This is a genomic window from Clostridium cadaveris (assembly GCF_020911725.1).
In the GTDB taxonomy this organism is placed as follows: domain Bacteria; phylum Bacillota; class Clostridia; order Clostridiales; family Clostridiaceae; genus Clostridium_X; species Clostridium_X cadaveris.
In genome coordinates this window covers 578,276-590,195 of record NZ_CP076620.1, presented here as the reverse complement: position 1 = coordinate 590,195, position 11,920 = coordinate 578,276, and the positions used below count along the sequence as shown (strand labels likewise).

Genomic DNA, 11,920 nt, shown 5'->3' with positions numbered 1-11,920 from the left:
ATACCCTCTCCTTTATCCTATAGTTAACCTTTAATTATTATCTTTCTTTATAGGATACCAACGATATTCGTTCATAACTCTTCCCTCATGCGTAACAAATTCTTGATTCAATTTAAATCCATTATATATATAAAATCTATTAGCAGCTTCATTATTAATAGCATCCGTCTCTAATTTTATATACTCATTATTACTTGTATTAAACCTATTTTTTAATTCTGTTATCATTATGCTCCCAATATGCCTATGCTTTGCTACAGGTAAAACCCCTATAGATGATAATTCTATATATTTTTCCTCTCTTTTACTTTCGGATGGTTTTAAGAATGAACGAACTAACCTAAAAAAAATCTTAGGTTTTCTTAAAACTCCTAAAAAACCATACCATGCAAATGGTAGCAGACTTGTTTTTATTAAATTCTTATAAAAATCGCTTAAATCCTCTGAGAATGCTAAGAAACCTAATATTCTATCATTTTCTTTAGCCACTATAACTCCAGATTTAGAATGCTCTATAAAGCCTTTATATAAATATTTTAAAAAACCTCGGCCTAAAAATGTCAGAAAAAATCCCGTGAATGTCTGCATATGTATATCAACTATATCTTTTAATACACTATCTTCCAAATCTACATCATCATAAGATTCAATTATTATATTCTCTTTTTTTGAATACTCTTCCATTAATGCTTTCCACCTATCATACTAATTAGTTTTTTACAACTGCTACCACAGTTCTAAACATAGTCTTTATCTCTCTAAAGAAGCTAAATCTTTTTATCGCTTCTAAATTATATTTCATCTTTCCTGGAAGAATCTTGCACACATATGTATCATCAACGTTCTGTGCTTCTGATAGTACCCTATCCTCATCCTTATATTCGATACTAGCTTCAGAAGTAATCCCTGCTGGTAAAAGCAATGTTGCTAACATTTCTTCTGTGTATCTATCAACATATTTAGGAACTTCAGGTCTTGTCCCAACAAAACTCATATCACCTGATATTATATTTAAAAGCTGAGGCAGCTCATCAAGTCTGCATTTTCTTAGAATACTTCCAATCTTAGTTACTCTAACATCATTCTTAGTAGTAACCTGAGTTCCTATTTTCTCTGCATTATTAACCATAGTTCTAAACTTAAAGATCCTAAATGTTCTTCCATACTGAGTAACCCTAACCTGTCTAAACATAATAGGTCCTTTAGAATCTAATTTAATAGCTATACTTAAAACAACAAATATAGGAGAAAGAATAATTAAAATGATTATTGCGGCTAATATATCAAATATACGTTTAAAATATAAACTTCCTCTCTTTTTATCAAGCATATCATAATATTTTTTCACACTTTCATTTTTCATATTATCAGGCAAATAATCCCACTGCTTTAATATCATTTATTCTCCTCCTATACATATCCTACTTGTCTATACTTCTTGTAGCAGCTATCTCTTCTTCCATATCTTCATGTCCTCTAACAATATTACTAAACTCTTCTATAACTTTCTCTACATCCTCATCACTTAACAAAGTGTGTAGTGGCAAAGTAATTTCATTTTCATATTGTTTATAGGAATTATGATAATCATTTATATCAAATCCTAAATTTTTATAGGCTGTATGCATTGGAAGTGGTTTATAGTGTACATTAGTAGCTATTCTTCTTTTAGCCATTTCCTCTACAATTCTATTTCTAACCTTCTCATCTTTTCCATTCAATCTAACTAAATATAAATGTCCGCTTGATGAGAAGTCTTCTCCATAATGCTGTAACACTTGTACATCTAGCTTCTTCATCGCTTCATCATATTTACCTATGATTTCTTTTCTTCTTTCTAAAAGTTCTTTATATCTCTTAAGTTGAACTAGTCCTATTGCTGCCATTATATCTGTCATATTACATTTATAAGCTGGATATACTATGTCGTATTCCCATGCTCCTAGCTTAGTTTTTGCTAATGCATCCTTTGATTGTCCATGAAGAGATAAAAGCATAAATTCTCTATAAATTTCTTCATTATCAATTCCTTCTATGTCCTTCCATGTAACAGCTCCACCTTCTGCCGTTGTTAGGTTCTTAACTGCATGGAACGAGAAACTTGTAAAGTCAGCTACTTCTCCAGCCATCATTCCTTTATATGAAGCTCCAAAGGAATGTGCTGCATCAGCCAAGACTACAACTCTTCCTATAGCTTTTTGTATTTCATTTGAAGCCTTGAACATTTCCTTTTTATTGTTTACTGCTTTAAAAATTTTTTCATAATCACACATTACCCCTGCTATATCAACAGGAATTATTGCTTTTGTCTTCTCTGTTATGGCATCTTCTATTGCATCATAATCTATATGGAAAGAGTCTTTACCACAATCCACCATTATTATTTTTGCACCTACATGCTCTATTACACTAGCTGAAGCAGTATATGTATATGATGTTGTTATAACCTCATCACCTTCACCAATTCCAAGTAATCTCAATGTAAGTTCCATACATGCCGTTGCAGAATTTAAACAAACTGCTTTTGATGTATTACAATATGATGCTATTTCTTTTTCAAACTGCTTTGTTTTTGGTCCTGTTGTAATCCAACCTGATCTTAAAGCATCAACTACTTCTGATATTTCTTCCTCGCTTATGTCTGGCGGTGAAAAAGGTATATTATTAGATTTCATACTACATCTTCCTCCCATAATTTATTTTCTAAATTTCTCTCACTTATTACCCTTTGCTATCTTTTTCTTTTGTCGCTAAAAAGCCGTTTAGTTTTATTACCTAGTCAGCTTTTCAATATTTAGTTAATATTTACATTCTTACACCATAGCTCCATCATAGCTTTTTACCATACAGTTTACTTCTTCTGGATCTTTGAAAGTTGGTACTATTTCTTTAAGCTTGTCCGATACTAACTTCTTATCACCTTTATCTATTACAAACTTTAAGGATTCAAGCTCTTCTGTAAGTCCCTCTAAATCTTTAAAAGTTGGTTTTCCTACAAATATCTTTTCATGGCCTGTGGTTTGTAATCCTTCTTCTCCCATCAAAAGTTCTTCATATAGCTTTTCTCCTGGCCTTAGTCCTGTTACTTTTATTTCTATATCACTACCAGGTTCTAGTCCCGAAAGTCTTATTAGGTCTTCTGCCAAATCGTATATTCTCACTGGTTTCCCCATATCTAGTACAAAGACCTCTCCACCTTTAGCATAGGCTCCTGCTTGAAGTACCAGCTGTGCTGCTTCTGGTATAAGCATAAAAAATCTGGTTATGTCTTTATGTGTTACCGTGACAGGGCCTCCATTCTTTATCTGCTTTTTAAATAGAGGTATTACAGAGCCATTGCTTCCAAGTACATTTCCGAAACGCACTGCCACAAATTCTGTTTTGCTTTTTTCATTAAATGCCTGCACAATCATCTCACAGCATCTTTTTGTAGCTCCCATTATATTAGTTGGATTTACAGCTTTATCTGTAGATATCATTACAAATCTCTTTACACCATATCTATCTGCTGCTTCTGCCACATTGAAAGTTCCAAAAACATTATTCTTTATAGCTTCACTTGGACTTTCTTCCATCAATGGTACATGTTTATGAGCTGCTGCATGGAATACTATATCAGGTCTATATTTATTGAATATCACATCAAGTCTTCTTCTATCTCTTATAGATCCTATAAGCACCTTTAAATCTAAATTTTTATAATTATTTCTAAGCTCATTTTGTATTTCATAAGCATTGTTCTCATATATGTCTAATATTATCAGCGTCTTTGGACTAAATTTTGCAATCTGTCTGCATAGTTCAGATCCTATAGATCCTCCGCCTCCTGTTACAATTACCGTCTTATCTTTTATATATTCCTTTATCCCCTCATTATCAAGCTTTATAGATTCTCTTCCCAAAAGGTCTTCTACCTCTACATTTCTTATTTTGTCTTGAATTGTAGTAGTTGAATTTAAAATCTGATAAAGTCCTGGTATTATCTTAAGTTTGCATCCTGTCTTCTTGCATTTTTCTATAATTTTTGCTTTTACTTCGTTAGCTGCAGAAGGCATAGCTATTATTATAGTATCTATATCTTTTTCCTTTGCGATCTTCTCCACATCATCAGTAGTTCCTAGAATCTTTACTCCAAGTATACTTCTTCCTACCTTTATTCTGTCATCATCTACTATAGCTATTGGATTAAATCTTGAGTATTGACTGTTTAATATCTCCCTAAGAATCATATCCCCAGCAGATCCAGCTCCTATTATCAAAGCTCTTTCCTTGTTCTTACCTTTTTTCATATCTGGTATAAAGGCAAGTCCTCTTCTCCAAAGTCTAAAGCTGACTCTCACACCTATAGTAAATGTCATAGAAAGTATCATAGCTATTATACTTATATTTATTCTTATATATATTCCCAAAAATTTCATAATTGAATAAACTACAGTTCCAGCAATAAGATTTGCTGCTACAGTACACAAAAATTCGTCTATAGAAGCATACCTCCATAAACTTTCATATAGTCTAAAAATCCAAAAGACTAAAATATAACCTAGCCCTATGAAAAGTATATTTTTTTTCATTAATTCAAAGGCCGCCATATCATTGCTTATAACTAAGAAAAATGATATTAAATACGATAATTCCACTAAAAATAGATCAGCAACCACTAACGCAAATCTTCTCATACCCCTCATTAAAATCCTCCCCCTATAAAATTGTTGTTTATTCTATCTTTAGTTTCTTATTACCTTAATTACGCCAATTAAGTAAATTTAATATTTTAAATGTATTTTGTCGCCTAAATCCCTATATTTTTACCATTTGTTATTATATTCATAAGATTTCTTATTAATTTACGATTTTTTTATATTCTTCTTTATAATTTGAACAACTTTTCCCTTATATGGAATACCACAATTATGAGGTATTTATTTTATAATCCTCCATTTTCCTCTAAATTACTTAATTTTCTCTATATTTTGCTTTAATGTTTTATTATTCGGTTAGAAGTCGTTAAACTTTAGTTTTTTTGAAAATAAAAAAACACCTTTAAGTCTTAACATGAGATTTTTATAAGTCCCTTGAGACATTAAAGGTATTTTAAATGTAAACTATTTTCTTATTTTTTCGTTTTCCTCTTTATATTCTAATAGGTATGCATTTATTTCTCCGCCTATGAGTAGTATAAATGAACTCAGATAAAGCCACGTCATTAGTATAAGCACTGCTGCTATTCCTCCATAAAGCTTTGAATAGTTGGAAAAATTATTCACGTAAAATGAAAATCCTAAGGAGGTTAAAATCCAGCCCAAAGTTGCTATTAATGCACCTGGTATTACCTCACTCCATTTTAGTCTTATACACGGTGTGTACCTATATATAAGAGCAAATACCCCAACCATCATTGTTATTATGAAACTATATCTCAAAAGATTCCAAAGTCTTGTAACAAATCCTGTATAAGTGAGATATTTTAACAGATAATGACCTATTATATTACCAAATACTAAAAGTATAAGTGATGCTATTATTATAAGAGTGAATACTATGGTAAATAGCATTGCTATTATAAAAACTACTATAAAGTTTCTTGTCTCTTTTTGATTGTACGCTTTATTCATACCCTTCATAACAGCTCTAAATCCTGTAGATGCTGTCCATATTGTAAGGATAAGGGACACTGATAGCAGATTCCCATTTTGATAGGTTACTACGCCTTCAACTGTACTCCTTATGAATTCAAAAGCTGTAGTAGGCATAAAAGTTTTTAATGTAACAAGTACAGACTGAGGATCAAGTTTCAGATGTCCTATGAAAGTCATGAGGAATATTAAAAATGGAATAAATGATATTACAAGCCCATATGCTATTTGAGATGTAAGAGCAAATATATCATCCTTCTGTATTCTTCTAAATAAATTTATAAAAAAGTTTCTCTCCATAAATATCCTCCAACTTTCTTCATCTTAGTCCAATGATATTTCATTTAAATCTTCTCATAAAATACCACTGCTTCATCCTTATTGTTCTTAATTTTTAACAGCTTGTTCCAATAGTCAAACACATTTATTATATCATATATTTCATTGAATACCTAGTATCTACAGTGTTTACATTGATTTTCTAAGCTTTTTCAGAAGCCTTTCTTTTAATCTGTAGCAGTACATATATGGTTTATTGTGAGTCTTTGAGTACTCTCTTATTCCTCCATATCCCCAAGAATATATCTCTATAAGAAAATCCCTTTCTTCTTCACTAAGATTTTTCATAAGATTTCTAATCATTCTTATATCTTCCTTTAACATACACTGTTCTTCTACATTGCAGTCGCCAGCTAATCGGTCTATTAGCTCATCCTCTCCTTCTTCATCATCTTGATAATTAAGGCTGAGACATATCCCCATATTTATAGCCCTTGCTCTTTGGGTATAGAAGTAATTCTTCAGGGCTGAATAAACATAACCTTCAACACTTTGATATTTCGATAAATCAATTTTTTTAATAGCTTTCAATATTACAATTATAGCAATCTGATGTATATCATCTTTATCACAGCCTGCTATATAGGTAGTTTTTACTATTTTATTTATCATCGGTCCAAAGTATTCTAAAATTTCCTCCCTAGCTTTTTCGTCACCTTCATTACTTTTTTTAATCAAAAGATGTAAGTCCATTTTTAAACCTCCCATGTTGTTATAAGATTTTTAAGCCTTTAATACTACGCATTACTAATCAGTAATGCTATGTATTTTTTAGAAGTTTAATTTCATACTAAAAATATACTAATCTTACATTTAAGAATTAAAAATTATATTTTTATAAATTTTCCTACCAATAATATATCCTTATTTCATCATTTTAGTTCTTGCTTTCCTAATAATATATATATTTATTTATAATAGTTCACATTTTTCTAACTTTTAATAACTTTTTTGTAACCACTTACTAAATATTTATGATAAGATTACTTCTGTACAATTTTACATACACTTATTATTAGGGGGTATTTTTCAATGAAAGAAGATCCAAAACATAAAAAAACAAAAAAATCCAATTCTAAATTTAAAAAAAAATATAAAAAACGTCGAATTTTCTTTATTATATCACTTCTTCTATTATTTATTGTAGGTATTATCGGATTTTATGTTACAAATAAATTAGGAAAACTTAATAAGGACTCCTCCATTTCAGTATCAAAAGAAGACCTCGGTATAGATAAAGCTACTGAAGATACCTTGAATTCCTTTAGTTCTTCTGATGATGTTGTCAATATAGCACTATTTGGTCTTGATCAAAGAACTGAAGATGAACCTTGCCGTTCTGATGCTATAATTGTGCTTTCAGTAGACACAGCTCATAAAAAATTAAAATTAACTTCTATAATGAGAGACAGCTATGTTAATATAGACGGACATGGCAAAGATAAGTTAAATCACGCCTACGCTTACGGCGGTCCTCAACTTGCTATAAAAACTCTAAACCAGAATTTTAAGCTTAATATAACAGATTATGTTTCTATAAATTTCTTCGAATTGGAGAAACTAATTGATGATTTAGGTGGTGTAGTTATTGACATTAAACCGGCAGAAGTACCTTTTATCAATGATCATATGAAGGAAGTTGCTTCTTTAACTCAAACTCCAGTAACGCCGCTAAAAAATTCAGGCAGCCAAAATTTAAATGGTCGTCAAGCATTAGCCTATTCTAGGATAAGGTATCAAGGTAATGGAGATTATGAGAGAACCGACAGACAGCGAAAAGTTCTAGAAGCTATTATGCATAAAGTTTTAAATAGCAATGTATCACAATACCCCGCATTGCTAGACAAATTAGGACCTCATGTAACTACTAGCTTATCTAATATGGAAATCCTGTCTCTTGGAACTTCCGTAGTTACTAGCGGTACTACCAACATAGAACAGGTACGTTTTCCTTATGACGGATATTTTAATGACAGCGGAAAAATGATAGGTGAAGTTTGGTATCTTCCATATGATTTAGATGAAACTTCAAATCAAATTCATGAATACATTTATAACGATAATCTTCCTAAATCTAAATAAAATTTTCTTGACCATATATAGAAATCGATATATAATTATCTTAGATACCCCCCAGGGGTAATGGAGGTGTGTTATGAATATAAAATTTAAAGACGGTACTACTGAAATTTTAAAATCTGAGTTAAACAAAAAAGGTAAAAGCGCAGTTAGAATAGTTATACAAGGCATAGGCTGAGGAGGCCCAAAGCTTGGTCTTGTTCTGGATGAACAAAAAAATGACGATATGGTATTCGAAACTAATGGTTTGAAAGTTGTAGCCGAAAATGATCTTTCTCCAATGCTATCAAATGCTTTGATAAGTCATCACAAGGGTCTATTTGGAAATAGTTTTAGAGTAAGCAGCGATGCTTCATCTAATTGCTAAAAATTTAAAAATAAAAACCGAGGTGTACACCTCGGTTTTTATTTTTATGAGTGAAGAGTTACAAGCTTTCTGTGATTTATATCCCAAAAATATTTAAACGAGAACAAGGGCTTATGCCTCAGCAAAGCCCTATTTTGCTATACTATTTTAAATACTTCTTAAATCTCTTCACTTCTTCTGAGTCATCACTTGAGTAAGTGCATTTATACTAGCTGTCAACGCTTCAAGTTTTCCTTCTATTCTTGTCAAGAGATATATGGAAACAACTATAGGAAACCCTAAATTTGCAATACTTCCAATTAGACTCTCCACATTCTTCACCCCCTATGGGGTATTAACTAAAAACTTTAAAAGTTTATCTATAATATAAAGAAATTTTTCATTCTTTTTCGAAAAATTTTCTTGGGACCCTTCTATAACTCTTCTTCATGGTACTCTGTAACTATCTGTTGTACCAATTTCTTTATTACACTGGCTTGGGCAATTAAAGACATAACTATAAGGAAAGTCCTAATTCTCTCTTCATCTGTTTCTTCAAGATTCAGATCATCTGTTATATCATCTAACATGTTATTATCAAAAAGAGGCGTTCTTAAAAATGCATCAAAACTATTTTTTTGAATATCAGCAAAAACTTTGTAAGCCTTTTCCCATGAGATTATATCATCACTTCTATCATTTATATTATTAAACGCTAATCTAAATACCTTTTTAATTTCCTCTGCAGTAAGTAAAGGTCTCATATAGCTTAGTAAAACCAATTGAACAAGATGTAATTTTGTATATCCTCTTTTCTTTCCGTCCTCTGGTTTAGATATAACATCACTCTTTATATAATTCTGTACTATATTATTTGTATAGTTTTCATTTGTAAATTTGTCATTCAAGTAGTCTATAACTTGTGAAAGAAATAAATCATATTTTGGTAGATCTTCATAAGCTACCATACTGTTATGAGATAGCTCTTCTGCTAGTGACATAACATAATCTATATTAAAATCATGTTTTTCCATTAGGCCCCTCCTTAAAAATATTACTATCATCTTCTGTTGTTTATACTATATAATGTGATATCTTATATTATATACTATGCTAAAAAATATTACCATAGTATAAGTATTATTATAGTTTAATCACTCTTTCATTACAAGAAAATTTGTTTACATTTATTCCTAATCAACAAAATTCTTAATTTAAATTCTAGTTATTTAATACTGTATATTAAAATTATTCACACTAATCCACAGTTAGTCCACAAAACCTGTGTATTATAATCCTTTATTAGCATATTGTATTTATAGTTTTCCACATGGCATCTTCTTTGTCCACATTATCCACATTTTGTATGTGGATAACTTGTTTAAATTTTTTAAATTTCTATTTATTTGTAACCTCTATATTTTATAAAACATACTATATATTGAACAGAAAATATATTTTCCTATTAATGTATAAAAACCATAATATTGAGCAAAATAGAAAATAGAAGTACAAATTCTAAATGTAAAATATCTTTCGACAATGAGATTTTACTTATCCATTAAATTACTATTTTATAGTGAATAATTTTTGTATCTATTCATTAAAATTTCATTTTTCTACTTTATTGTAAAATGATTCCTAAATATTCACTATAAATTAACCTTTTATTCTCATTTTATAATGTTAATTTATATTGACATTACAACAAATTGGTAGTATATTATCTATTGTATGGAAGTTAATAAGAATTTTGTAATTTGATTTCCAAAATTTTTTATTATTTTGACATTTATTTTACTTTTTTAATTGAAGTTAAAACAAGGAGGAACAAGTTTTATGAAATCAACAGGTGTTGTAAGAAGAGTAGATGAATTAGGAAGAATCGTTATCCCAATAGAGTTAAGAAGAACTCTAGATATCGCTGAGAAAGATGCTTTAGAAATATATGTAGATGGAGAGCAAATCATATTAAAGAAATATGAGCCAGCTTGTATATTCTGCGGCGATGCTAAAGATGTTATTAACTACAGGGGTAAGAACATTTGTAAGAATTGCTTAAACGAAATAAAAACTGATAAGTAATTAATATAAATATGCTGTATATTCTTTATATAGCATATTTTTTTATTCTCAAAATCTCTATTAAAATCCACTCTAGACATCTACAAATATAAATATGTAAATGTTTTTATTTTATCTATTTTTTCACCTATTATATTTTTTACCATTTCATTGTGTCAATGTATTTTTATGGTATTATTTTTTCTTATATCTATCTTTTCAAATCCAATTTTTACCATTTTAATTTTCCAATTTTATTTTACTTGTAATTTTGCCCATTTTTTTCACTTGATTTTATTTGTCAAGATTCAATTATTTTACATTTATTAAAATTCTATGTATTTTATAGGATTTTTAACCTGTATTTATTTCTAATATAGTAAAGTAAAATCCTCTCTTTTACAGATAAAAAAAAGCATACTACTTTTACAATATAGTATGCTTATAAACTTCTGATTTTGGAAGACCTCTATCTTTTGCTACTTTTTTGATAGCTTCTTTCTTATTATAACCTTCTTCCATATATCTTTCTATATGCTCGCCAATAGTAAGATCTTTCCAAACAGCTTCTTGTTCCGCTTTTATTTCTTCTAATGTCTTTCCTTCAATTAAAAGCACATATTCTCCTCTTGGTTCTAAAGTTTCATAGTGATTTATTATTTCCTCAAGAGTTCCTCTTATTATTTCTTCATGAAGCTTTGTAAGTTCTCTCGCAACTACCGTTCTTCTATTTCCTAAATGTTCTCTAAGAAAAGTTAATGTCACAATAAGCCTATGAGGAGCTTCGTAAAACACTAATGTTTCCTTTGAATTTTTAACTTCGTCTATTACAGGAATTCTCTCCTTATTTTCTCTAGGTAAGAATCCTCTAAATAAAAATTTAGTTGTATCTAATCCCGAATATACTAAAGCTGTTATTATTGCAGTTGCTCCAGGTAGCACTTCAAAGTCAACATTTTCTTCTATACATCTTTTAACAATAACCTCACCTGGATCTGATATTCCTGGACTTCCCGCATCACTTACCACAGCAATATTATAACCCTCTTGCGCCTTCCTTATAAGTTCTTCAGCTTTTGTTCCTTCATTATATTTATGATAGCTTACTAATGGTTTTTTGATATTAAAGTGATTTAATAATTTGAGACTCTGTCTCGTATCTTCAGCTGCTACTAAATCACAATTTTCTAAAACCTCCAACGCTCTCAATGTTATATCCTTTAAATTTCCTATAGGAGTAGGAACTAAATATATCTTTCCCACTAAATATCATCCTTTCTTTATTTTAGTGAAGAGCTAATTAGTTAATAGTGAAGAGTTTAGGACATTGAGGTGTGTTTAAAGTTTGGGGAATTATTTAGGCTGAGAGATATTTAGTGAAGAGTGACTAATTCAGGAGATTTCTTCTCCTGAAGTCGCAGAAATTATGAATTGACTGTTGTCATTAGGACAACATCGT

The 11,920-nt window shown here is 30.0% G+C and carries 12 protein-coding genes; 3 read left to right on the top strand and 9 right to left on the bottom strand.

The genetic code is table 11. The features are described 5' to 3' along the window. Positions 1-30 precede the first annotated feature (30 nt). The 6 genes from KQH81_RS02650 to KQH81_RS02625 form a co-directional block, all read right to left on the bottom strand. Positions 31-684: a GNAT family N-acetyltransferase gene (locus KQH81_RS02650; RefSeq protein ID WP_230028824.1), complete on the bottom strand. Its 654-nt coding sequence runs from the start codon at positions 682-684 to the stop codon at positions 31-33. A 25-nt stretch (positions 685-709) separates the two neighbouring features. Continuing rightward, positions 710-1,399 (bottom strand): sugar transferase, encoded by a 690-nt coding sequence (locus KQH81_RS02645; protein ID WP_230028822.1) that lies wholly within the window; start codon positions 1,397-1,399, stop codon positions 710-712. Positions 1,400-1,421: 22 nt separating this feature from the next. Next, the gene (locus KQH81_RS02640; protein ID WP_074845909.1) at positions 1,422-2,675 is read right to left on the bottom strand and encodes a DegT/DnrJ/EryC1/StrS family aminotransferase; all 1,254 of its coding nucleotides are present in this window, start codon (positions 2,673-2,675) and stop codon (positions 1,422-1,424) included. 138 nt (positions 2,676-2,813) lie between these two features. Further along, a complete protein-coding gene (locus KQH81_RS02635; RefSeq protein ID WP_230028820.1) occupies positions 2,814-4,685 on the bottom strand; it encodes a polysaccharide biosynthesis protein in 1,872 nt (623 codons plus the stop codon). Positions 4,686-5,102: 417 nt separating this feature from the next. Then, complete coding sequence (locus tag KQH81_RS02630; protein ID WP_027639096.1) at positions 5,103-5,933, bottom strand: YihY/virulence factor BrkB family protein; 831 nt, start codon at positions 5,931-5,933, stop codon at positions 5,103-5,105. A 168-nt stretch (positions 5,934-6,101) separates the two neighbouring features. Then, on the bottom strand, positions 6,102-6,665 hold the full coding sequence (locus tag KQH81_RS02625; RefSeq protein ID WP_230028818.1) for a sigma-70 family RNA polymerase sigma factor: 564 nt from the start codon (positions 6,663-6,665) through the stop codon (positions 6,102-6,104). Positions 6,666-7,004: 339 nt separating this feature from the next. On the opposite strand from KQH81_RS02625, the gene KQH81_RS02620 reads away from it, so the two are divergent. Further along, positions 7,005-8,054, top strand: coding sequence for an LCP family protein (locus KQH81_RS02620; protein WP_230028816.1), 1,050 nt, complete (start codon positions 7,005-7,007; stop codon positions 8,052-8,054). 223 nt (positions 8,055-8,277) lie between these two features. Continuing rightward, positions 8,278-8,418: a hypothetical protein gene (locus KQH81_RS02615; protein ID WP_230028814.1), complete on the top strand. Its 141-nt coding sequence runs from the start codon at positions 8,278-8,280 to the stop codon at positions 8,416-8,418. Positions 8,419-8,586: 168 nt separating this feature from the next. Here the strand turns inward: KQH81_RS02615 and KQH81_RS02610 are convergent, their stop codons facing one another. After that, complete coding sequence (locus KQH81_RS02610; RefSeq protein ID WP_230028812.1) at positions 8,587-8,730, bottom strand: YvrJ family protein; 144 nt, start codon at positions 8,728-8,730, stop codon at positions 8,587-8,589. A 101-nt stretch (positions 8,731-8,831) separates the two neighbouring features. Then, a complete protein-coding gene (locus KQH81_RS02605; protein WP_027639099.1) occupies positions 8,832-9,431 on the bottom strand; it encodes a DUF1836 domain-containing protein in 600 nt (199 codons plus the stop codon). Positions 9,432-10,236: 805 nt separating this feature from the next. Between KQH81_RS02605 and KQH81_RS02600 the strand changes: the two genes are divergently transcribed. Continuing rightward, the gene (locus KQH81_RS02600; protein WP_027639100.1) at positions 10,237-10,482 is read left to right on the top strand and encodes an AbrB/MazE/SpoVT family DNA-binding domain-containing protein; all 246 of its coding nucleotides are present in this window, start codon (positions 10,237-10,239) and stop codon (positions 10,480-10,482) included. Between the two features lie 405 nt (positions 10,483-10,887). Here the strand turns inward: KQH81_RS02600 and rsmI are convergent, their stop codons facing one another. Further along, positions 10,888-11,724 carry a 16S rRNA (cytidine(1402)-2'-O)-methyltransferase gene (gene rsmI / locus KQH81_RS02595; protein WP_230028810.1) on the bottom strand — a complete coding sequence of 279 codons (837 nt, stop codon included), beginning with the start codon at positions 11,722-11,724 and terminating at the stop codon, positions 10,888-10,890. Between the last annotated feature and the right edge of the window lie 196 nt (positions 11,725-11,920).

Bases quoted from the DNA above. Each gene is read 5' to 3' on its own strand.
- KQH81_RS02635 (WP_230028820.1), bottom strand. From the start codon at position 4,685: ATGAGGGGTATGAGAAGATTTGCGTTAGTGGTTGCTGATCTATTTTTA.
- KQH81_RS02600 (WP_027639100.1), top strand. From the start codon at position 10,237: ATGAAATCAACAGGTGTTGTAAGAAGAGTAGATGAATTAGGAAGAATC.
- KQH81_RS02640 (WP_074845909.1), bottom strand. From the start codon at position 2,675: ATGAAATCTAATAATATACCTTTTTCACCGCCAGACATAAGCGAGGAA.
- KQH81_RS02650 (WP_230028824.1), bottom strand. From the start codon at position 684: ATGGAAGAGTATTCAAAAAAAGAGAATATAATAATTGAATCTTATGAT.
- KQH81_RS02605 (WP_027639099.1), bottom strand. From the start codon at position 9,431: ATGGAAAAACATGATTTTAATATAGATTATGTTATGTCACTAGCAGAA.
- KQH81_RS02630 (WP_027639096.1), bottom strand. From the start codon at position 5,933: ATGGAGAGAAACTTTTTTATAAATTTATTTAGAAGAATACAGAAGGAT.
- KQH81_RS02625 (WP_230028818.1), bottom strand. From the start codon at position 6,665: ATGGACTTACATCTTTTGATTAAAAAAAGTAATGAAGGTGACGAAAAA.
- KQH81_RS02615 (WP_230028814.1), top strand. From the start codon at position 8,278: ATGGTATTCGAAACTAATGGTTTGAAAGTTGTAGCCGAAAATGATCTT.
- KQH81_RS02620 (WP_230028816.1), top strand. From the start codon at position 7,005: ATGAAAGAAGATCCAAAACATAAAAAAACAAAAAAATCCAATTCTAAA.
- KQH81_RS02645 (WP_230028822.1), bottom strand. From the start codon at position 1,399: ATGATATTAAAGCAGTGGGATTATTTGCCTGATAATATGAAAAATGAA.